At 66.1% G+C, this 22,157-nt stretch carries 19 protein-coding genes; 12 read left to right on the top strand and 7 right to left on the bottom strand.

The genetic code is table 11. From position 1 onward, the window contains the following. Positions 1 to 28 precede the first annotated feature (28 nt). On the top strand, positions 29 to 2,182 hold the full coding sequence (locus tag M3N53_09715; protein MDP9068600.1) for a UvrD-helicase domain-containing protein: 2,154 nt from the start codon (positions 29 to 31) through the stop codon (positions 2,180 to 2,182). Positions 2,183 to 2,210: 28 nt separating this feature from the next. Here M3N53_09715 and M3N53_09720 read toward each other — a convergent pair whose 3' ends face one another. After that, positions 2,211 to 3,086 (bottom strand): peptidylprolyl isomerase, encoded by an 876-nt coding sequence (locus M3N53_09720; protein MDP9068601.1) that lies wholly within the window; start codon positions 3,084 to 3,086, stop codon positions 2,211 to 2,213. Continuing rightward, positions 3,068 to 4,501, bottom strand: coding sequence for an acetyl-CoA carboxylase carboxyltransferase subunit alpha/beta (locus M3N53_09725; protein MDP9068602.1), 1,434 nt, complete (start codon positions 4,499 to 4,501; stop codon positions 3,068 to 3,070). Before M3N53_09725 ends, M3N53_09720 begins: the two co-directional genes overlap by 19 nt. A 76-nt stretch (positions 4,502 to 4,577) precedes the next feature. Here M3N53_09725 and M3N53_09730 point away from each other — a divergent pair, with 76 nt between their 5' ends. The 9 genes from M3N53_09730 (at position 4,578) to folD (ending at position 14,822) form a co-directional block, all read left to right on the top strand. Further along, positions 4,578 to 4,985, top strand: a complete 408-nt coding sequence (locus M3N53_09730; protein MDP9068603.1) for a cobalamin B12-binding domain-containing protein — start codon at positions 4,578 to 4,580, stop codon at positions 4,983 to 4,985. An 11-nt stretch (positions 4,986 to 4,996) separates the two neighbouring features. Next, positions 4,997 to 6,238 (top strand): ADP-forming succinate--CoA ligase subunit beta, encoded by a 1,242-nt coding sequence (sucC, locus tag M3N53_09735; protein MDP9068604.1) that lies wholly within the window; start codon positions 4,997 to 4,999, stop codon positions 6,236 to 6,238. After that, the gene (gene sucD / locus M3N53_09740) at positions 6,239 to 7,120 is read left to right on the top strand and encodes a succinate--CoA ligase subunit alpha (GenBank protein MDP9068605.1); all 882 of its coding nucleotides are present in this window, start codon (positions 6,239 to 6,241) and stop codon (positions 7,118 to 7,120) included. A 2-nt stretch (positions 7,121 to 7,122) separates the two neighbouring features. Beyond that, entirely contained in the window at positions 7,123 to 8,184 is a 1,062-nt protein-coding gene (locus M3N53_09745; protein MDP9068606.1) for an alpha/beta hydrolase-fold protein, read from the top strand. 3 nt (positions 8,185 to 8,187) lie between these two features. Next, positions 8,188 to 8,793 carry a phosphoribosylglycinamide formyltransferase gene (purN, locus tag M3N53_09750; protein MDP9068607.1) on the top strand — a complete coding sequence of 202 codons (606 nt, stop codon included), beginning with the start codon at positions 8,188 to 8,190 and terminating at the stop codon, positions 8,791 to 8,793. Between the two features lie 15 nt (positions 8,794 to 8,808). Then, positions 8,809 to 10,323, top strand: coding sequence for a bifunctional phosphoribosylaminoimidazolecarboxamide formyltransferase/IMP cyclohydrolase (gene purH / locus M3N53_09755; GenBank protein MDP9068608.1), 1,515 nt, complete (start codon positions 8,809 to 8,811; stop codon positions 10,321 to 10,323). 10 nt (positions 10,324 to 10,333) lie between these two features. Next, on the top strand, positions 10,334 to 12,334 hold the full coding sequence (locus M3N53_09760; GenBank protein ID MDP9068609.1) for a spermidine synthase: 2,001 nt from the start codon (positions 10,334 to 10,336) through the stop codon (positions 12,332 to 12,334). 134 nt (positions 12,335 to 12,468) lie between these two features. Further along, positions 12,469 to 13,791, top strand: a complete 1,323-nt coding sequence (locus tag M3N53_09765) for a hypothetical protein (protein MDP9068610.1) — start codon at positions 12,469 to 12,471, stop codon at positions 13,789 to 13,791. A 158-nt stretch (positions 13,792 to 13,949) separates the two neighbouring features. Beyond that, positions 13,950 to 14,822 (top strand): bifunctional methylenetetrahydrofolate dehydrogenase/methenyltetrahydrofolate cyclohydrolase FolD, encoded by an 873-nt coding sequence (folD, locus tag M3N53_09770; GenBank protein MDP9068611.1) that lies wholly within the window; start codon positions 13,950 to 13,952, stop codon positions 14,820 to 14,822. Here the strand turns inward: folD and M3N53_09775 are convergent. Further along, positions 14,819 to 15,940 (bottom strand): citrate synthase, encoded by a 1,122-nt coding sequence (locus M3N53_09775; protein ID MDP9068612.1) that lies wholly within the window; start codon positions 15,938 to 15,940, stop codon positions 14,819 to 14,821. The two genes, folD and M3N53_09775, sit on opposite strands and share 4 nt — an antisense overlap. Before the next feature lie 124 nt (positions 15,941 to 16,064). On the opposite strand from M3N53_09775, the gene M3N53_09780 reads away from it, so the two are divergent. Together M3N53_09780 and mdh are read left to right on the top strand one after the other, a co-directional pair. Continuing rightward, entirely contained in the window at positions 16,065 to 17,171 is a 1,107-nt protein-coding gene (locus M3N53_09780) for an isocitrate/isopropylmalate dehydrogenase family protein (GenBank protein ID MDP9068613.1), read from the top strand. Between the two features lie 64 nt (positions 17,172 to 17,235). After that, positions 17,236 to 18,174 carry a malate dehydrogenase gene (gene mdh, locus M3N53_09785; GenBank protein ID MDP9068614.1) on the top strand — a complete coding sequence of 313 codons (939 nt, stop codon included), beginning with the start codon at positions 17,236 to 17,238 and terminating at the stop codon, positions 18,172 to 18,174. Here the strand turns inward: mdh and M3N53_09790 are convergent. Genes M3N53_09790 through M3N53_09805 form a run of 4 tightly spaced genes read right to left on the bottom strand, consistent with a single transcriptional unit; the run spans position 18,171 to position 22,152 of the window. After that, complete coding sequence (locus M3N53_09790; protein MDP9068615.1) at positions 18,171 to 19,085, bottom strand: ornithine cyclodeaminase family protein; 915 nt, start codon at positions 19,083 to 19,085, stop codon at positions 18,171 to 18,173. The two genes, mdh and M3N53_09790, sit on opposite strands and share 4 nt — an antisense overlap. Next, positions 19,085 to 20,089: a proline racemase family protein gene (locus tag M3N53_09795; GenBank protein MDP9068616.1), complete on the bottom strand. Its 1,005-nt coding sequence runs from the start codon at positions 20,087 to 20,089 to the stop codon at positions 19,085 to 19,087. The genes M3N53_09790 and M3N53_09795 overlap by 1 nt, the downstream gene beginning before the upstream one ends. Before the next feature lie 20 nt (positions 20,090 to 20,109). Continuing rightward, positions 20,110 to 21,567 (bottom strand): AMP-binding protein, encoded by a 1,458-nt coding sequence (locus M3N53_09800; protein ID MDP9068617.1) that lies wholly within the window; start codon positions 21,565 to 21,567, stop codon positions 20,110 to 20,112. A 3-nt stretch (positions 21,568 to 21,570) separates the two neighbouring features. Further along, positions 21,571 to 22,152 (bottom strand): hypothetical protein, encoded by a 582-nt coding sequence (locus tag M3N53_09805; GenBank protein ID MDP9068618.1) that lies wholly within the window; start codon positions 22,150 to 22,152, stop codon positions 21,571 to 21,573. Between the last annotated feature and the right edge of the window lie 5 nt (positions 22,153 to 22,157).

The raw sequence follows: 22,157 nt of genomic DNA on the forward strand, positions 1-22,157 counted from the left end.
CGAGGTACCCAGGCTCGATAATCGAGTCGTGGAACACGACTACCTATCGGATCTGAATCCGGTTCAGCGCGAGGCGGTCGAGCATCCGGGGGGGCCCGCACTGGTTGTGGCCGGTGCCGGCTCCGGGAAGACACGGGTCCTGACCTACCGGATCGCGCATCTGATCCGCAACGGGACCTCCCCGTTCGCGATCATCGCGATCACCTTCACCAACAAGGCGGCGGACGAGATGAAGCGCCGGGTGGAGGAACTGGTTGGCTCCGTCGCCAACAAGATGTGGGTCTCGACCTTCCACTCCGCCTGCGTCCGGATCCTGCGGCGCGAGGCAGAGCATCTCGGAATCCGCTCGTCTTTCTCCATCTACGACTCCGCCGACTCGGAGCGCCTCATCAAGCTGTGTCTCAAGGAGCTGGATCACGACCCCAAGAAGGTCCCGCCGCGAGCGGTGGCCGCGGCCATCTCCGACGCGAAGAACAAGTTGATGTCGCCGGGCCTTTACAGCGACTTCGCCGCGAACCCATGGGAGAGGACCGTCGCCGAGATCTACGTCGAGTACCAACGCCGCTTGCGCCAGGCGAGTGCGATGGACTTCGACGACCTGCTGTCGGGAGTGGTCGAGATCTTCGATCGCGAGCCCGAGGTGCTGGCGCGCTACCAGACACGCTTCGAGCACGTGCTGGTCGACGAGTTCCAAGACACCAACCATGTCCAGGCGCGCCTTTCGACGCTGCTCGCGGGGAAGCACCGAAACATCTTCGTGGTCGGCGACGCCGACCAAGGCATCTACGCGTTCCGCGGAGCCACGATCAAGAACCTGCTCGACTTCGAGCGCGATTGGCCGGACGCGCGCGTCATCACCCTCGAACAGAACTACCGCTCGACGCAGACGATCCTGAGCGCGGCCAACGCGGTGATCGAGAACAACATCATGCGCAAGCCGAAGTCGCTGTGGACCGAGTCTCTATCTGGTGACCTGATCACCCGCTATCACGCGCAGAACGAGCACGACGAGGCCGCCTGGGTTGCCGCGGAGGTGCAGCGTCTCGTGGAGCTGGGCCACCCGTTGCACGATGTCGCCGTCTTCTATCGCACGAACGCGCAGTCGCGCGTTCTGGAAGAGATCTTCGCGAAGGAGACGATCCCGTACAGAGTCGTCGGCGGAGTCCGCTTTTACGAGCGCAAGGAGGTCAAGGACCTCCTCGCATGGCTGCGGGCGGCGGTGAATCCTTCGGACACAGTGAACGTGTCGCGCGCGGCCCAGGCACCTCGTCGAGGGATCGGAGACACCTCGCTTGCCAGGATCGTCGACTTCGCGCGACGCCAGGACATCGGGCTCGGCGACGCCTTCCTGCAGGCCGAGGATGCCGAGGGGCTGTCGAAGAAGGCGCTGGGCGGGATCCTCGAGGCCGGTCGTCTGTTCCAGCGCATCCGAGAAGCGGCCGAGTCCGGCATCGCGATAGCGGACATCATCGAGATGACGTGGGAGATGACCGGCTACATGGATGAGCTGAAGGCGGAGCGGACGTTCGAATCGCTATCGCGTCAGGAGAACCTCCGGGAGCTGGCGGGAGTGGGGGCCGAGTACGACGAGCGGTCTCCCGAGCCCACCCTCACCGGCTTCCTCGAGGAGATCTCCCTCATCACGGACACCGACCGCGTCGAGGGTGAGGAGACCGGGGTGACCTTCATGACGCTTCACAACGCGAAGGGGCTCGAGTACCCGGTCGTGTTCATCGTCGGGATGGAGGAGGGCGTCTTCCCGCACATCCGCTCACTAGGCGACGCCGACCAACTCGAAGAGGAACGGCGGTTGTGCTACGTGGGGATCACCCGCGCGCGGGAGCGTCTGTACCTGCTGAACGCGTGGTCGAGGAGCTTGTGGGGCGGCCTCAATTACAACCCCGCCTCACGCTTCCTCGCAGAGGTACCGGGCGAGCTCGTATCGCGCGCCGACAAGGCCGATGCGAACCGCGGAGGAGCCCAGGCGACGAGCGGCGGTACCTCCGATCCCTCGGTGTTCAAGGTCGGCCAAGAGGTCGAGCACAAGAAGTGGGGCCGTGGCACGATCATCGAGATCGCACGTTCCGGCATCGGCGGCCTCGAGGCGACGATCCACTTCCCGGTGCTGGGCGGCGAGAAGCGCCTCGACCTCTCGCTCGCCCCGCTGAAGCCCGCGTCCTGACTAGGGCGCCGGTCCGCCCCGCCGTCGCTCAGGCTTCGGTGATCTCGACCGACTCGATGTAGACCGGAACGATCGGTTTGACGGCCTCGGCCGCGTCGGGAGCGCCCGTGTTCGTCGGCTGACAACCGATCGCCTCGAGCGTCGGGATCAAGCCGGGGCCGTCTGGATTGCAGCCGATCTCCTCCTGTGTTGCCTCGGTCTCGCCTGCTAAGACCTTGCCGAAGATGGAATAGAAGGGCTGGTAGCCGGCGGGCCTGTTGCGCTGGATCACGATGAAGAACTGGCTCCCGGCGGTGTCGGGGTCACCCGTGTTCGCCATCCCCACGACTCCATAGACGTACTGGTTCGACTTCTCGGGTGGCTCGCCCGGGATCGTGTAACCGGGACCGTCGGGAGGTACGCCGTTCTGGCCGTTTGGATCGCCCGTCTGGATGACCGAGTTCTGCTCGACGCGGTGCCAGACCAACCCGTCGTAGAAGCCCTCCTGTGCCAGGAAGATGAAGTTGTTCACGTTCTTCGGAGCCGTCTCCTCGAGGAGATCTATGACGAGATCGCCGCAGGAGGTGTGGATCGTCGCCCCGTAATCGACGCCGTCTTCCAGGACGTCATCCGGGCCCTTGTAGTTGGTCTTCGGCTCTGCCTCCGCCGGCGGCTCCGCGCCACATGCCGCGGACTCCGCCGCAGCGTCGGTGGCGCCCGCCGCGGGAGTCTCCGGTTCTGCCGCGGGATCCTCCTTCGAGAAGATCATGGCCGCAACGACGATGGCGGCGAGAAGGCCGAGGGCTCCGAGCAGCCGCATGTTGCGACGACGCTGCAGGGCGGCTTGTTGCGCGGCGCGCAGCTCGTCGCGGTGCTGCTTCTTCCGAGCTCTCTTGTCCGGGACGGTCACCAGGTGTTCCTCCATCTCGCGCGACGCCTGCGCGACGGATCGGGATCGTCTGCGTAAACGCCGCTCAGCCGGTCGAGATGATAGGGGACTACCTCTCGGAGGGATGCCGTCGTCGGATCCCCTGCGACCACGGCGTCGGCGATGCCGAGCTCGCGGAGGTCATGGCTCGTCAGCCTGAGGGAACGTGCGGCCTCGGGTGCGCGCGCTGGGTCCTTCCACAGGATCTCAGCCGCGGCCTCCGGACCGATCACCGAGAAGATCGAGGCTTCATAGGCGACCAATACGTCACCGGTGGCGAAGGCGAGCGCTCCGCCGCTGCCGCCCTCGCCGGTCACGATCGACAGCACGGGGACCGACGCGGTCAGCATCTTGTGAGTGAGGCGTGCGATCAGCCACGCGACGCCCTCTCCTTCGGAAGATGCCGATGGGTCTGCCCCCGGCGTGTCGACGAGCGTCACCACTGGCAGGTGAAGGCGCTCCGCAACCTCGATGCACCTGAGCGCCTTCCTAAAGCCGGACGGGCGCAGCGGTTCGCCGGAGGTGTCCATGAGCAGGAAGCGCCGCCCCGAACCGCGGGCGATCCAGCAGCGAAGCTCGTCAGCAGGAGCGCCGGCGCGGTCACCGCGGAGCTCGAAGGAAGCCTCGACGGCTTCGGTCGGGTCGACGTCTTTGTGCCGGCGAGCTGTCTCCACTGCCGTCCAGGGGTCGGCCACTCCCCCGTCGGCTTCGACCGGTCGTTGTAGATCCGGCTGCGGATCGTCGGGCGCGAGACATACGAGCGCGACGGCGACGCGAGACCTCAACGTTTCCGCAGAGACCACGTCGTCGAACATCCCGTGGTCGAGCCCCGACGTCGCGGTGTGCGAGCCGGGAGGCAGTGGCTGACCCGTGACGTGCTCCGCCACCCGAGGGCCCGCGAATCCGATCGTGGCTTGTTGCTCCGCGAGCGTGATGTCCGCGAGGGACGCGAGGCTCGCGAGCACGCCTCCTGTCGTCGGATGGCCGAGCACCGCGATCATCGGTTGGTGCGCCTCCGCGAGCATCACGCGCGCCGCGACGACCTTAGGCATCTGGATGAGCGACCGCATCCCCTCCTGCATGCGCGCGCCTCCGGTCTCGGTCCGAAGGATGAAAGGCACCCGCCTCGACCCCGCCCGCTCCATCGAACGCGCGAGCCGCTCTCCGCCCACCTCCCCCATGCTGCCGCCCATGAAGCTGAAGTTGAAGAGCGCCAGCTCCACCTCGTGACCTTCGATCGTGGCGGCTCCCGTCACGACCGACTCGTCGGTCGCGGCTCGTTCCGAGGCGCGTTGCAAGGAGTCGCGGTAGCCCGGCCACCGGAGTGGATCCCGCGATTGAAGGTCGTCGGCGAGCCATCGGAACGACCCCGGATCGATGATGTCGTGGGCCTGTGACGGCGCTTCCTCCACGGTTTTCCCCTCTAGGTGACCTGCTAGGGTCGAAAGGTAGCAACATCCACCCACCGAACGAGGAGCTCTATCTCCTATGGCTTCAGGACGGCCGCGCATCTTGGTGGCGAAGCCGGGACTGGACGGGCACGACCGCGGCATCAAGGTCGTCGCTCGTGCACTGCGGGACGCCGGTATGGAGGTCATCTACACGGGGCTCCACCAAACCCCCGACCAGATCGCGGCCGCCGCCGTTCAGGAAGACGTCGACGCCGTCGGCCTGTCCTGTCTGTCGGGTGCCCACATGACGCTGTACCCGCGCGTGGTCGAGCTGTTGAGAGAGCAGGGCGCGGAAGACATCAAGGTGTTCGGCGGCGGCATCATCCCGGAGGCAGACATCGAGCCGCTGAAGGCGGCCGGCATCGAAGAGATCTTCACGCCGGGCACGCCGACTACAGAGATCATCGACTGGGTCAACGAGCACGTTGGCTCCACGGCGAGTTAGGAGAGCCGCGCTTGGACCTCTTCGAATACCAGGGCAAGGAGCTGCTGCGCAAGTTCGAGATCCCCGTTCCCGAGGGGCGCGTTGCGTCGACACCGGACGAGGCGGCCGAGGCGACGAGGTTCCTCGGCAACCGCGTCGTCGTGAAGGCGCAGGTCTCCGTCGGGGGCCGCGGCAAGCAGGGAGGGGTCAAGCTCGCCTCTTCACCTGACGAAGCGCGGGCTGCAGCCGAGGAGATCTTCGCGATCGACTTCTATGACCAGGAGGGTTTCAAGCTGAAACAAGCGGCGGACGCGGGATCGCTATCCGCCGAGCAAGCAGCGCTGTGGGAGCAGAAGCAACGACAGGCCGAGCGGACGCGGCGGGTCCTGGTCGAACGGGCGGGCGAGCTGAAGGCGGAGTACTACTGCTCGTTCATCCTCGACAGAACGTCGCGCAACTACCTGGCGATCATGAGCTCCGAGGGCGGCATGGACATCGAGGAGGTCAACCGCACCCGCCCCGACGCGATCGCGAAGGTGACCATCGACCCGCTGTTGGGTATGTCGGACTTCCACGGGCGCGAGCTGGTCTTCGGCGGGAACATCGATGCCGACGCCCGCAAAGGCTCGCTCTCGATCCTTCCGAAGCTCTACCGGGCGTTCGTCGAGCTCGACGCCTCGCAGATCGAGATCAACCCGCTCGTCCTCACCGGTGACGGCAAGGTCATGGCGCTCGATGCGAAGGTGATCCTCGACGACTCCGCCGCCTTCCGCCATCCCTTCTTCGAGGAGCTGAAGGCCGCGCACGAGGTTCCCGAGCAAGAGCGCAAGGCGAAGGAGCTGGGCCTGAACCTCATCAAGCTCTCCGGCGACGTCGGCATCATCGGCAACGGCGCGGGGCTCGTCATGTCGACGCTCGACGTGGTGAAGGACGCCGGTGGGTCGGCCGCGAACTTCCTCGACGTCGGTGGCGGCGCGAACGCGGAGGTGCTGTCGAACTCTCTGCAGATCATCACCGAGAACCCCGAGGTGAAGAGCATCTTCATCAACATCTTCGGTGGGATCACGCGCTGCGATCTGGTGGCCGAGGGGATCATCGACGCCCTCGGACGGCTCGACGTGAGGGTCCCGATCGTGGTGCGGCTGGACGGCACCAACGCAGAGCAAGGACGGAAGATGCTGGCCGATGCACCGCACCCGATGCTGGTCACGGCGGAGACGATGTTGGGGGCCGCGGAGAAGGCGGTCGAGCTGGCAGATAGAGGCGCGAGTTAGATGGCGATCCTGGTCGACGACAACACCAAGTTGGTGGTGCAGGGACTCACCGGCAGCGAGGGCTCCTTCCATGCCGGCCGCAACAAGGAATACGGGACGCAGCTGGTCGCGGGAGTCACGCCGGGCAAGGGCGGAACGGAACACAACGGCACGCCGGTGTTCCATACCGTCCAAGAGGCGGTGGAGAAGACGGGCGCGAACACATCGATGGTCTTCGTGCCGGCTCGTTTCGCTGCCGACGCGATCCTGGAGGCGTACGACGCCGGCATCCAGACGATCGTCGCCATCACCGAGCACGTACCCGCCCTGGACATGGCGCGCGTGGTGGGCTACGTCCGCGGGCGCGGCAACGGCGTGTCGCTCATCGGCCCGAACTGCCCCGGCGTCATCTCGCCCGGGAAGGCGAACGTCGGGATCATCCCCGGTGAGATCTGCTCTGCGGGCCCCGTCGGGCTCGTCTCTCGTTCGGGGACCCTCGTCTACCAGATCGTCCACGAGCTGACCCAGCTCGGGATCGGGCAGTCCACCTGCGTCGGGATCGGCGGCGACCCAGTCCCCGGCTCGGACTTCATCGACGTCCTCTCGAAGTTCGAGTCCGATCCGGAGACGGAGATGGTCGTGCTCGTCGGCGAGATCGGCGGGGACGCCGAGGAGCGCGCGGCGGCGTGGGCGAAGGCGAACATGACGAAACCGATCGTGGCCTTCTTCGCCGGGCGGGAGGCGCCACCGGGGAAGCGGATGGGACACGCCGGCGCCATCGTGTCGGGGTCGAAAGGGACCTGGCAGGCCAAGGCCGACGCTTTCGAGGAGGCGGGGTTCCCGGTGGCCAGGAACCCGACTCAGGTGGCCGAGCTAGTGGCGGGGCTGCGCGCCAAGGGATGAGCTTGAAAGAGGTCGAGGACCTCGCGGGGCCTCCGTGGCAGCGTCCGCTCACGGGGCGTCTGGAGCAACTCGTCGTTGAATCCGACCTGCTTGCGGATAACCCGCTGGGGGACTCGTCGCGGCGGCCGCTCTACGTGTATCTCCCCCCCGGCTACGGCGAGAGCAGCAGGCGCTATCCCGTCATCTATGTCATCCAAGGGTTCACCGGACAACTCGACATGTGGTTGGGCCGTAGCGCGTTCGAGCCGAACATGATCGAGCGGGTCGACGACCTCTTCTCCGGCGTCGGCACGCGCCGGGCGATCGTCGTGTTCGTGGATGCGTGGACCTCTTACGGAGGCTCTCAGTTCATCAACTCTTCGTCGACGGGGCGCTACATGGACTACCTCTGCGACGAGATCGTTCCCTTCGTCGATGACCGCTACTCGACGGCGGCGGACCGGGACCGCCGCGCTCTGACGGGCAAGTCCAGTGGCGGTTACGGCGCGATGGTCGTGCCGATGCTGCGGCCCGATGTCTTCGGCGCCTTCGCCTCGCACGCAGGTGACGCATTGTTCGAGGTCTGCTATCTGCCTGAGTTCCGCACGGTCGTGCGCGGGTTGCGCGACTACTTCGAGGGGTCCTACGACATCTTCTTCGAGCGTTTCCGCGCGAACGTTGCGGAGGGAGCACGCTTCGACTACGAGCGCTACGGCCAAGCCCTCGAGATCTACGCGTACGCCGCCTGCTATTCGCCGGACGAATCGCAGCCGGGGAAGGCGCTGCTGCCCTTCGAGACCGACACCGGCCGTATCGTGCCGTCGGTGTGGACGCGGTGGCTGGACTGGGACCCCGTCCGCATGGCGCCGAAGCACGCCGACGCGCTGAAGAGCATGAGGGTCGTCTACCTGGACGCGGGCAACCGAGACGAGCCACATCTCGACCTCGCCGCCCAGGCGTTTTCGGACGAGCTGACCAAAGCGGGCGTCGAGCACACCTTCGAGTTCTTCGACGGCGGGCACGGCGGGATCACCTACCGATACCCGAAGGCCCTGAAGCTGCTGGCCGAGAAACTGGCTTCCTAGGCGATGAGCGGGCGGATCGTCGTCCTGATCTCGGGCTCGGGCTCGAACATGGAGGCGCTGGTCGAAGCTTGCGAGCGACGTCAGGTCCCGGGACACGTCGAGGCGGTCGTCGCGGATCGGGAGTGCCGCGGGCTGCGGGCGGCACAGGAACGCGGCATCGAAACCCACCTGATCGACTTCTCTTCGTTCGACGAGCGGGAGAAGTGGAGCACGGCCCTCCGGGACGTCGTCCGGAGCTACGACCCCGATCTGGTCGTGTCGGCGGGCTTCATGCGGATCCTGGCGCCGGTGTTCGTCGACGCGTTTCCCAACAAGGTCATCAACCTGCACCCGGCACTGCTGCCGGCTTTCGCCGGAGCGCACGGGGTCCGCGACGCGCTGGCTCACGGCGTGAAGGTCACCGGGAGCACCGTGCACTTCGTCGACCATCTCGTCGACCATGGTCCGATCCTGTTGCAAGAGGCCGTGGCGGTGGAGGCTGGAGACACGGTGGAGTCGCTACACGAGCGGATCAAACAGGTGGAGCACCGGCTCCTCCCCGAGGCGTGCCGGTTGATCCTGGAGGGCAAGGTGTCGGTCGAGGGGACCCAGGTGCGGGTTGGTGATTGAGTGGAGGGAGTGCCGGTGCGAGTGAATCGCGCGCTGCTGAGCGTGTCGGACAAGACCGGGATCGTCGAGCTCGCGCGCGGTCTTATCGAGTCCGGCATAGAGATCGTGTCTTCGGGCGGCACCGCGACTGCGCTCGCCGAGGCAGGTGTGCCGGTTGCGAAGGTGTCGGACGTGACGGGCGCACCCGAGATCCTGGGCGGACGCGTCAAGACGCTCCACCCGAAGATCCACGGAGGGATCCTTGCGGACCGCCGGAAGCCGGAGCACCTGGAGGAGTTAGAACGCGAGGGGATCGCGCCGATCGACCTCGTCGTGTGCAACCTGTACCCGTTCGAGCGGACGGTCGGCCACCCCAGCGTGTCGGAGGACGAGGCGGTGGAGCAGATCGACATCGGAGGTCCCGCGATGGTGAGGGCCGCGGCGAAGAACTTCCATTCGGTCGCGGTGGTCGTCGACCCTGCGCGCTACGACCAGGTATTGAAAGAGCTGCAGGCCAACGGTGGCATCTCGGAGGAGACCCGCCGCTCGCTCGCGGGGGAGGCCTTCGCGCACACCGCAGGCTACGACGCCGCGATAGCGAGCTACTTCGCGCGGGCGGCAGACTTCCCGCAGAAGTTGCTGCTTGCCGGTCACAAGGTAGCGGACCTGAGGTACGGCGAGAACCCGCATCAGGAGGCGGCCTTCTACAGGACGTCGGCCGGCGGCGTGGCGGCTGCAGAGCAGCTCCACGGCAAGGAGCTCTCGTACAACAACCTGCTGGATACGGACGCGGCGTGGAGGCTCGCGCTCGACCTCGACGAGGCGGGGGCAGCGATCATCAAGCACTCGAACCCGTGTGGGGTCGCGGTCGCGGCGTCTCTGGCACAGGCTTACGCGCTTGCGCTCGACTGCGATCGGACCTCGGCTTTCGGCGGGATCGTCGCGCTGAACCGGGCTTGCGACGAAGCGACCGCAGCGGCGATTGCCGAGATATTCACCGAGGTGGTGATCGCGCCGGATTTCGAGCCCGCTGCGCTCGACGTCCTCACACAGAAGAAGAACCTGCGCATCCTCCGTACGTCACAACGTGGACGGAACGAGCTCGACGTCAGACGTGTGGCGGGCGGCTTGTTGGTTCAGACCCCCGACCTGAAAGACGTCGCGCCGGAGGCCGAGGTGAAGACGAAGGTCCAGCCGACGCAGGAACAGTGGCGCGATCTGCGCTTCGCTTGGGTGGTGGCGAAGCACGTGAAATCGAACGCGATCGTGCTGGCGAAGGATGGCGTCGCGGTTGGGGTGGGAGCCGGGCAGATGAGCCGCGTCGAGTCGACGGAGCTCGCGGCGCGCCGGGCGGGGACGAGGGCCGTAGGTACCGCGTGCGCGTCGGACGCCTTCTTCCCGTTTAGAGACGGCCTTGATGCCGCCGTGGCGGCGGGCGCAACCGCGGTGATCCAGCCAGGGGGCTCCGTGCGAGATGAGGAGGTCATCGCAGCCGCCGACGAGCACGGCATCTCGATGGTCTTTACGGGCCGCCGCCACTTCCGCCACTAGTCTGGCAGCAATGCCAGAGACAAGTGGGCGAGGTTACGCCCTGGCAGACGCCAGACTCCGGCTGGCGATCCTTAGCTTCTTGATCCTGTTCTTGGAGCTGGCTCTGATCCGCTGGACGGGGTCGAACATCGTCTACCTGTCGTACTTCTCGAACTTCGTCTTGCTGGGGAGCTTCCTCGGTATCGGACTCGGATTCTTGCGCAGCAACGACAGGCGCGAGCTGCTTCCGTTTGCCCCCGTCGTTCTCGCTGCTCTGGTAGCCGCGATCCTCGTGTTCCCGGTTCAGGTGGATAGGTCGGGGACAGACCTTCTCTATTTCGGCGGAGAGAACGAAGGTGCCGTTCCGATCTGGGTCATGCTGCCGGCGATCTTCCTAGCGGTTTCGAGCCTGATGGCGATGCTGGCTGATGGCGCGTCGCGCGCCTTCGCCTCTTTGCCGAACCTGGACGCGTATCGCATCGACATCATCGGTAGCTTGGCGGGTGTAGCGGCGTTCGGGACGTTGTCCCTTCTGCACGCGCCTCCGGTCGTGTGGGGTGTCGTCGTTGGCGCGGGTTTGTTCCTCGTCTTGCGACCGGCGCCCCTGATCCAACCGGTCCTGTTGTACACCGTGGTGCTGATGTTGTTGTTGGAGTCACTCATACCCGCGCTGAGCTGGTCGTCGTACTACAAGGTTTCCCTCGCGCAGGGAGAGGGCGCGAACATCGAAGTGTCGGTGAATGGCATCCCGCACCAGAGGATCCAGTCGATCGAGGCGCGACGGCAGCAGGAGCCGATCTACTTCCTGCCGTACGAGCGGCTGGTCGCGCCCCCACGGAAGGTCTTGATCATCGGCGCCGGGACCGGAACCGACGTCGCGATCGCTCTCGCACACGGCGCACTCAAGGTCGACGCGGTCGAGATCGACCGTCGCTTGTTCGAGATCGGCGAAGAGCTCCATCCGGACCGGCCATACGCCGATCCTCGTGTGGATGTACATATCCAAGACGGACGCGCGTTCCTGACCCAGTCGACGGAGCGTTACGACCTCATCCTTTTCTCGCTCCCCGACTCGCTGTTGTTGATCCAAGGCCAATCTGCTCTGAGGCTAGAGAGTTACCTCTTCACCCGAGAGGCGATGCGAGCTGCGCGCTCGCACCTTCAACCGGACGGCGCTTTCGGTATGTACAACTACTACCGTGAGGACTGGCTCATCGATCGGCTGGCAGTCACGCTGTCGGAGGTGTTCGGCCACCCACCCTGCGTGGATGCCGTGGGGGACGAGAACAAGTTGGCCCTGCTCATGGCCACCGAGGGCGCGGCGTTGCGCTGTCCCGCCACATGGGTGCCGGTGACGCGGCCGGTGCCGGTTCCCGTCTCCGACGACCGGCCGTTCGTCTACCTGCGCGAGGCGGGCGTCCCTTCGGATCACCTGTTGGCTCTCGCTTTGATCTTGATCGCGAGCTTCGCTGCAGTCCGTTCACAAGGGGGTTCTGCCTCGCACGTGCTCGAGTACCGGGACCTCTTCTTCATGGGAGCGGCTTTCTTGTTGCTCGAAACGAAGAGCGTCGTTCAGTTCGCGCTGTTGTTCGGCACCACCTGGTTCGTCAACACGATCGTCTTTGCGGGAGTGCTGTTGTCGATCTTGGTCGCTATCGAGGTGTCGCGCCGGGCGACGGGGGAGACGAAGCGGTGGCTGTACCCCGCCCTGTTCCTGAGCCTCCTGGCCACGGCGGTCGTTCCCCCGGATGTCCTCCTGGACATGCCCGTCGTGCTCCGGGCAGTGGCTGCGGTCGCGGTGAACTTCGCACCCATCACGCTCGCGAACCTGATCTTCGCCGACCGCTTCAAGAGAGCCTTCTCGCCGACGGCCGCTTTCGGAGCGAACCTCGTGGGTGCCATGGTCGGCGGCGTGCTCGAGTACTCGGCCCTCGCTGTGGGCTACCGCTGGCTCGTTCTGCTGGTGGCGGTCCTCTACCTCGCGACGATCCCGATCCCGAGTCGCAGAAAGGTTGCACCCGCTCCCGCCTAGGATCACGGGACGCCACCACTTCCGCCACTGAGGGAGCGCTTTTTCAGGACGGAGCAGGTACCGGCGAGCCGGAGGCGAACCTGCGGGCGAGCGCCCTCTATAGAGGGATCTGACTTCTGTGGGGGGTCCACCCGATGCCGGTACGGAAGCACCACCTGTTGCGGCTGCTCCTTGTCCTCTGCGTCGCTTTGCTCCTGATCGACCCGCTGACCCGGGAGGCTCGGGCTCATCTCCCTGGTTCCGAGGCCGTGTTGGGAGACGGAGCCCAGCTGTTGCCGAACGGGCTGTACCAGGTGACGCTTGGGGACGGGTACACCATGACGACGCACGGGGGCGACCTCCTGCGAGAGGAGGCGCTGGTGAACCCCTTAGCGCCCGGGGCGGCCGAGCGACCTCCCATCTGTGCGACGGGCAACGTCCAGCACGTGCTCTACGGGCACCCTGACGTCATCTCCCGCAACCGGGTGGAGGACGTCAAAGAGCAGATCCGCACGCATATCCGTCAGATGAACGCCCTGCTGAATGCGGCGGCCATGGAATCCGGGGGAGTGACTGCGGACTACCGGGTGGCCTGCGACGCCAACGGCGAGATCCGCGTCGATAGCTTCGTCAACCCAACCCTCATTCCGTACTTCACAACCGTAGTCGCTGCCGCTCGTGACGCTGGATTCAGCGATCCGGACGTGGATTATTCGATCTTCTACGACGGCGAGTTTCCGGGCATCTGCGGAATCGCCGAGCTATGGAGGGATTCACGTCCGAGCGCAGACAACCGCAACAACTCCGGGGGGTACGCGGTTACGTACGAAAGTTGTTGGTTCAGTCGCACCGCGATGCACGAGAACGGGCACAACCAGGGTGCTGTGCAAGCCGGTGCTCCGAATCACGACGGGACGAACCACTGCACCGAGCAGCTGGATGTGATGTGCTACCCCAGCACCTCTAGGGCCTGTCCCACGTCGATGCTTTACGACTGCGGGTACGACACGTATTTCGACGCGAAGCCGGAGGCAGGAGAGTGGCTCGATAGTCATTGGAATATCGGCTCTCGAGTGAACCGGTACATCGTCTTTGGCGACGCGGTCGCTCCTGCACGGCAGCCCGATCCGATCCCCCCACCGGAGCCCGAGCCTTCTCCGACGGCATCCGCTGATTCGGAGGACCCAGGCGCGCGACTGGCTGTTTCATCCACTCGCCCGCGCCGGGGAGCCCGCTTCCGTGCGGTGATGACCCTCGACGATTGCGAGGGGCATCAAGGAACAACGATCGCGCTGCAGCGCAGGGTCAACGGTGAGATGGCCACCATCGCGGAGGCGGAGCTCGATGCTGACTGCCAGGCTGTGACAGCGTTACGGGCGAGCTTCCGGAGCGCCACCTTCAGGAGCTTCTGGGCGCAGCAGGACGACGATCACACCGAAGCTGCTTCCGGGCTCGTCACCGTTCGCTCCCGCCGCTAGTTCGTCGTTCACGCCAGCTCTTCCACGAGGACGGCCTCGGCCATCGAGCCGTGCCGCTCGGTGTCTTACACGCCTGGCCGCGCTTCACTTCTCGATGGTAGGGGTGGCGCATCGGCGTGCGTAAGTAGGATGCTGCCGGCCTAGCAAGAGGGGGAGCGATGGCGGCAGAGATCATCGACGGCAAGGCGATCGCGAAGCAGGTGCGCGAGGAGGTTGCCGAAGAGGTGGCCGCGGTCGCCGCCGGTGGGGTGACGCCGGGACTCGCTACCGTTCTTGTCGGTGACGATCCGGCTTCCCACGTCTACGTCAGATCCAAGCGCAAGGCTTGTGCTGAGGCCGGGATCAAGGCGTGGGACCACGACCTTTCCGCGAGCACTCCGCAGTCGGATCTGCTGGACCTGCTCGATCGACTGAACGCTGATCCGCAGGTGCACGGGATCCTGGTCCAGTTGCCTCTTCCACAGCATGTGGACGAGCAGTTGGTCCTGGACCGCGTGGACCCGGCCAAAGATGCGGATGGTTTCCACCCTTACAACCTCGGCCGGTTGCTGAGCGGTGACCGTGTCGTCGCCCCTGCGACCCCTGCGGGGATCCAAGAGTTGCTGTTGCGAACGAACGTGGAGACGTCTGGCGCCGAGGTCGTCGTCGTCGGGCGCTCGAACATCGTCGGCAAGCCGCTCGCCGCGCTGATGGTACAGAAGGGTCCCGGCGCGAACGCGACCGTGACCGTCTGTCACACCGGGACGAGGGACCTCGAGGCGCACACGACACGCGCCGACATCCTCGTAGCCGCTATCGGCCGCGCTAAAGCCATCACCGGCCCGATGATCAAACCCGGCGCGGCCGTGATCGACGTAGGTATCAACCGAACGGACGACGGTTTGGTCGGCGATGTCGACTTCGAAGCCGCGGTCGAGATCGCGTCCGCGATCACTCCGGTCCCCGGAGGCGTCGGCCCGATGACGATAGCGATGCTATTGAAGAACACGGTCGCGCTGGCGCGCCGGGCCTCGGAGCGACCGTCTAGCTAGCGCTGGGAGAGGGGTCTCCAGCTTCTCCGTTCGGGGCCCACGTACGCGTGGTCGGGACGGATCAGCCGGTTATCCGCGTACTGCTCACGCACGTGCGCGGTCCATCCGGAGACGCGGCTGCACGCGAACACCGGCGTGAAGAGGTCGGTCGGGATCTTGAGATAGCCGTACACGGACGCTGCGTAGAAGTCGACGTTCGGGTAGATCCCCTTCTCGTCCATCACGGCTTTCTCGATCTCTTGGCTGATCTCGTAGTTGTTGCCGTCTCCGGACTTCTCCGCAAGCTCCTTCGCCATCCGGCGGAGGTGCGTCGCGCGCGGGTCCTCGGTCTTGTAGACGCGGTGCCCGAACCCCATCACCTTCTGCTTGTTCCGCAGCCGGTCGATGATGTAGTCGCGCGCCTTCGACGGCTCCTTGATCTCTTTGATCATGCGCATCACTTGCTCGTTCGCACCTCCGTGAAGCGGACCCTTGAGGGCAGCGATCCCGGCGGTGACGGCGGAGTGGATGTCCGAAAGAGTGGCCGCGCAGACGCGTGCGGCGAAGGTCGAAGCGTTCATCGTGTGGTCGGCATGCAGCGTCAGGCAGATGTCGAAGATGCGAGCCTCTTCGTCGTCGGCTTTCTCTCCCTTCAGCATGTAGAGGAAGTTCGCTGCCAAAGAGAGGCCGGAATCGGGCCGCACGAGCGGCTGCTCCTTGCGCAGCCGGTCGTAGTAGGCGACGAGAGTCGGGAAGACCGCGATCAGGCGCATCGCCTTGCGGTAGTTGGCGGCCTCGGATGTGTCCCACCCATCTGGGTCCTTGGCCGACGAGGCCGAGCAGGCCGTCCGCAGCATCGACATCGGAGCGGTGTTCTGCGACAACTGCGGCATGAGGTCCATCACGAAGTCGTTGGGCTCGCGCTCGCGCCCTAATTGCTCCTTGATCTCCTCCAGCTGTTGCTCGTTCGGCAGCTCGAGGTTGTGTAGCAGGTAGCAGGTCTCCTCGAACGTGGCGTTGGGCGCGAGGTCATGGATGTCGTAGCCGACGTAGGAGAGGACGCCCTCTTTCCCATCGATATCGCTGATGGCCGTCTCGGCCGCGACCACACCTTCTAGGCCTTTTCCGGGTGCCGCCATACGTGGCTATTGCCTTTCCGTCCCGCGCCCGTGGGCTCTTGTCTCGGTCAGCGAACAAGGCTATCAGGTAGCCTAAAGGCGCCTTTTGCGTGTTCATCCCCCTTAGCGCGAGGAGTTTTCCTAGATGTCACAGACCGTTCACCGCGTCACCCTTATCCCCGGCGACGGCACCGGACCCGAGATCGCGGAAGCGACGCGGCGGGTGCTCGAGGGCACCGGCGTCGGCTTCGACTGGGACGTCCGGCACGCGGGAACCGACGTGATGGAGGAGTACGGCACCCCGTTGCCCGACCACGTCCTGGAGTCCATCCGCCAGAACAAGATCGCGATCAAAGGCCCGATCACCACTCCCGTCGGTGGTGGGTTCCGCAGTGTGAACGTGGCGCTGCGCAAGGAGCTCGACCTGTACATGTGTCTCAGGCCGTGCAAGTCGTACCCCGGGGTGCGGTCGCGCTACGAGAACATCGACCTCGTCGTGGTCCGCGAGAACCACGAGGACCTGTACGCGGGGATCGAGTTCGAGCAGGGCTCTCCGGAGGCAAGGAAGCTGATCGACTTCATCGCGGACCTCGGCGCGCGGCGGATAAGGGAGGACTCGGGCATCTCGATCAAGCCCATCTCGGTGTGGGGCACGCAGCGGATCGTGCGGGCGGCGTTCGACTACGCGATCAAGAACGGGCGCAAGAAGGTCACCGCCGTACACAAGGCCAACATCATGAAGTTCTCCGACGGGCTGTTCCTGCACACCGCCCGTCAGGTCGCCGAGGAGTACAAGGACTCCGGTGTCGAGTTCGAGGACCGCATCGTCGACAACATGTGCATGCAACTCGTACAGAAGCCCGAGCTGTACGACGTGCTCGTCCTACCCAACCTCTACGGCGACATCGTCTCGGACCTCGGGGCGGGGCTGATCGGGGGCCTCGGTGTTGCTCCCGGTGGCAACATCGGTGACGAAGCTGCAGTGTTCGAGCCGACGCACGGCTCGGCCCCCAAGTACGCCGGCCAGAACAAGGTGAACCCGATGGCGATGATGCTGTCGGGCGTCTTGATGCTCCGCCACCTGGGCGAGGTCGGCGCAGCCGATCGGCTCGAGAAGGCGATCGGGGCCGTCATCTCCGAGGGCAGGCACGTCACCTACGACATGAAGCCTCATCGCGACGATCCCACCGCGGTGGGGACGTCCGAGGTTGCCGACGCCATCATCGAGAAGATGGAAGCCGACACGCTCTAGCACCTTTTCTTCCAACGCAACAGCGTGTGGACGTAGTTCTTCGACATCTGAAACGGAGGGAACGATGACCAGGGTCACCGTCGTCGGAGCGGGCAATGTGGGATCGAACGCCGCCCGGCGCGTCGCCGAGAGCAACCTCGCGGACGAGGTCGTGATGATCGACATCGTCGAAGGCCTCCCGCAGGGCCTCGCGCTGGACATCAATCACTCCGCCGCGGTCGTCGGGTTCGAGACGCGCGTCCGGGGCACGAACGACTACGCGGACACGGCGGGATCCGAGGTGGTGGTGATCACGGCAGGCCGCCCTCGCACGCCGGGGATGAGCCGGATGGACCTGCTCGACGTCAACTCGGAGATCGTCGCAGGTGTGACGCGGCAGATAGCCGAGCATTCGCCCGATGCGGTCCTGATCGTCGTCTCGAACCCTCTCGACGAGATGACGTACCTCGCGTCGGTGGTTTCGGGGTTCCCGAAGGAGCGCGTGATCGGCATGGCGGGGGTGCTCGACTCCGCGCGACTGCGCTTCTTCATCGCGGAGAAGCTGAACGTCCCGCCCACGTCTGTCGACGCGATGACGCTGGGGTCGCACGGCGACCAGATGGTCGCCCTGCCCCGCCATGCGACCGTGGGGGGCAAACCTCTGCCGGAGCTGGTGGGTGAGGAAGATCTGCAGCAGCTGTTCCAGCGGACGCGGGACGCGGGGGCCGAGATCGTTGGCTACCTGAAGAAGGGGAGCGCCTTCTACGCTCCCGCAGCATCGTCTGCCGCGATGGTTTCCGCGATCCTGGCGGACGATGCGGGCGACGTACTCCCGATGTCCGCGTGGATCACCGGTCAGTACGGGATCTCGGACGTCTACCTCGGAGTTCCGGGACGGCTTGGCAAGGGCGGGGTGAGGGAGATCGTGGAGCTCGAGCTGAACGCCGACGAGATCGCGCAGCTAACCGAGGCGGCGGAGGCGATCAGGACGAAGTGCGCTGAGCTCGACGCCCGCCGCGGCTAACCCGCCAGGTGAGGGGCCGCCGCTTCGGCCACCGCCAGGTCCTCAAAGGCCGCTCCCACAGATTTGAACAGCGTTATCTCCTCGGCGGAATCGCGCCCGGCCCACCCGGTGACCGCCTGGCTGAGCAGATGCACTCGGGCCGGTTCGAGCACGCCATCTCGTACCGGCATCATGAGATCTCCCGACGCCTGCAGCGCCGTCTCCACGTCAACGAAGATATTCGCGCGCGTTATCAGCCGGTCATCGAGCTCGCGGGCCGCCGGTGTGTACGAACCCACCGCGTTCACGTGCGCTCCATCGCGGACCAAGCTCCCGTCGAACAACGGTTCGGCGCTCGTCGTGCAGGTGCAGATGATGTCTGCTCGAGCGACGTCGGCGGGCTCGCCCACGCGCGCGGCGAGCCCTAGGCGACGCGCCCGGAGGACGAGGTCCTCCGCGCGGGCGGGCGTACGGGAGACGACGATCACGCTCTGGAGCGGCAGCACCGCCGCCATAGCGAGGAGATGCGCGTTCGCCTGCACCCCCGCCCCGAACAGCACCAGGCGTGACGCCGCCGCCGAAGCGAGATAGGTGGTTGCGACGCCGGATACCGCGGCCGTCCTCAATGCTGTGAGCGGCGCCGCGTCGAACAGCGCCACCGGCTTCAGCCCCGGTTTTTCGAACAAGACGTAGACGCCGTGGATCAGGGGGAGACCTCGCTCCGGGTTGTCCGGAGCCACCGTCACGAGCTTCACGCCCGCGGTCCGGTCGGACCACGCCGGCATCACGAGAAGGTCTCCGCCGCCGACGTCCAGGTGAGAGCGGTCCGGAAGCGCGGTCGGGGCGGCGAAGGCCCGATCGAGGGCCGCGATGGCATCGCGCATCGGCAGGAGGCGCGCCAGCTCGTCCCCCCCGATGATCCGCAGGTCCACTACCGCAGCAAGAAACCGGTGCCCATGGGGTCGTCCGGCTCCAGCACGAACCGGTGGTATCCGGTGAGGTAGGCGCTTCCCTGGACCTCGGTGATCACGCCGGCGGTGTCCGCGACGTGGGCATCGTCATCCACCCAGGCGACGAACTCTCCTCCGACGATGCCGCGGTGCAGCAGGCGCCGACCGCGTTTCAGCTCGCCGCTCGCATCCAGGAGCGCGAGGCGCGCGGATGTCCCGCTGCCGCAGGGGGAACGGTCGACCTCGCCGTCCGCGAAGATCGTCACGTTGCGCTGGCACAGCATGTCGTCCACATCCGGCAGGCGCTCGAAGAAGATCGTGCCGTAGACATCTCTCAGCCGCGGCTCCTCCGGATGAACCACGTCGTGGTCGCGCATCACCGCCTGCTTCACCTCGCGCCCGAGCGCGATCAGGTCGGTGAGGTTCTTCGGCTCGACCGTGAGACCAACGTTGCTCACGTCGACGGACGCGTAGAAGGCGCCGCCGAAGGAGAGGTCGGCCGTTAGCGAGCCGGCCGCGGTCTCGACCTGCAAGCCGGTCGAATGGACGAACGACGGGACGTTGCGGAACCGGACCCAGCGGACGTTTCCTTGCTCTACCCGCGCGACGGTCGGGAGGCGTCCCGAGGGAACGTCGACCACGACCTCGGTCTCGGGCTCTGTCGCGGGAAGCACGCCCGCCTCCAGCGCCCACGTCACGAGGGCGATGGTTCCGTGTCCACAGGCCGTGCTGTAGCCCTCGTTGTGGAAGAACACGACGCCCAGATCGCCGCGCTCGTCTTCGGGTTCGGTGACGAAGCAGCCGTACATGTCGGCGTGACCACGTGGCTCGTTGATGACCAGGCGCCGGATGTCGTCCAGCTCGGCCATCGCGAAGGCGCGCTTGTCCAGGATCCCGCCGCCCTCGAGCCGAACCTGCGAGGTGATGATGCGGAAGGGCTCGCCGACGGTGTGGTAATCCGTCGCCTCCACGGTCAGGTTGTCCACGCGGGGAGACTACTTAGCGCTCAGCCCGCCTCCGGCCTCTGCCTCTTCACCTTGCCTGTCCCGGTACGACACAGCTCCGCGACGATCTCGAGATGCCGCGGGCGCTTGTAGCCAGCGAGACGGTCGCGGGTCCACTCGATCAGCGCTCTTGGATCGGGCTCGCTGCCCGCGCGCGGGACCACGGCCGCGTGCACCTCCTGACCCCATTCGTCGCTCGGCACCCCGTACACGACGGCCTCCCCGACCGCGGGGTGCTCCATGAGCACTCCCTCCACCTCTTGTGGGTAGACGTTCACGCCACCCGTGATGATCGTGTCGTCGGCGCGGCCCGTTAGGAAGAGGTAGCCGTCTTCGTCCAGATATCCCAGGTCACCGACCGTGAACGCTCCCGCGCTCCAGGCGCGCTTCGTCTTGGCTCGGTCACCCCAGTACTGGAAGCGCTCCATCCGCGGGTCCTTCACCCACACGTAGCCGACCTCTCGGGCAGCGAGAGGGTTGCGGTTCTCGTCCAGGATCAAGATCTCGGCCCCCGGCCGCGGCCGCCCCACGCTTCCCGGCTTCCGCTGCCATTCGGCGGCCGAGATGCGCGTCGCTTGACCTTCGGTGGAGCCGTAGAACTCCCACACCGCGTCGTCGCCGAACACCTCGATCGCGCGTCGTTTCGTCTCCGCCCGGATCGGCGCGCCCGCATGGACGAGGAGCCGCATCGAGCTCAGATCGTGGCGGTTCAGCGCGCGCTCGCCCAAAGCGAAGATCCGCTCCAGGTGTGTCGGCACCATGAACGTCGTGGTCGCGTTGAAGAGATCGATCGCGGCCAGCGTCTCGGCCGCGTCGAAGCGGCTCTGCATAGCCACGGTCCCACCAGCCTCCAAGGTTCGAGTCGCATAGCGATGGGGGGCCGAATGCGACAGGGGCGAGCACACGAGATGGATGTCGTCTCCGCTCAACCCCCACACCCGGATGAAGTCGCGCGAGATCTGCGCCGCGCGTCGGGGAGCGGCAGGTCGCACCCACACCCCCTTCGGCACGCCGGTCGTCCCGGAGGTGTAATGCATCGGGCGGCCGCGGACGTGGTCACTGAGATCCGCCGGTTCGGCCTCCGCGAGGCAGCGCTCGTATGCATCACCGAAGGTGACGATCCGGTCCAGACCGGGTTGGGTGTCCACCACCCGGTCCGTGAAGAGCCAGGCCGCTCCCGAGTCCTCGAGTACGTACGCGGTCTCTCTCTCGGTCAGGAGGGGGTTGATCGGGACCGGGATGATCCCGGCCCTCAACGCGCCCGTCGTCGTCTCGAGCGATCCCACGGAGTTGCCGGAGAGAACCGCGATCCGGTCGCCCTCTTGCAGGCCGCCATCGTGCAACGCCCCCGTCAACCTCCTGTGACGCTCGTCCAGCTCCGCGAAGGTCAGCGAGCGGGCGAGCGAGACGACGGCGGTGCTGTCAGGGCTCGAGCGCGCAAAGCCGCCGATGCCATCCAACGCTCAGCGGTCGGGGGCCGCTCGCCCGGCGGGCACGAGGCCGCGGGCCAACGGCGGGCAGTAATCGGGTGGCTCTCGCCGCCACGCCGCCCGCTCCTTGACCTCCTCGCTCGCGCTCTCGGGTTGGAACCCCGCCCACGTTGCGACCTGACCCACCTGCCGGTAGTACCAGGCGCCCTGCGCCAGCGCGAGTCCCGGAAAGAGCCAGAATCCTCCTCGCTGGCCGCTGATCCCGAACGCGGCGAGGCCGTAGATCAGCGTGAATGCCGTCATCGAGGCAGCGGTGCGCGCAACGGTAGCGATCAGCTTCGAGCGAGGCAGCGCCGCCAGCTTCGGGTCTCTCCGCCGCGCGCTCTCGACGTGGTCGGGACGCAACAGAACGAACCCGCCATAGAGAGCCTGGGCCACGGCCGCGACCGCCAGCAGCCGGTAGGCCCAGCCGATCTGCGCCAAGGTGAAGGGAGACCGGCGCTGCAACAGCGATAGGAACGACTCCGGTAGCCGGACCATGGCGAGGCAGACGATGGCGAGCAAGACCGCGACGGTCGCGAAGGGACGAAGCCTTCTCTCCAGCAGTTCCTGCACCCAGG

This window comes from Actinomycetota bacterium, assembly GCA_030776625.1.
GTDB lineage: Bacteria > Actinomycetota > CADDZG01 > CADDZG01 > WHSQ01 > MB1-2.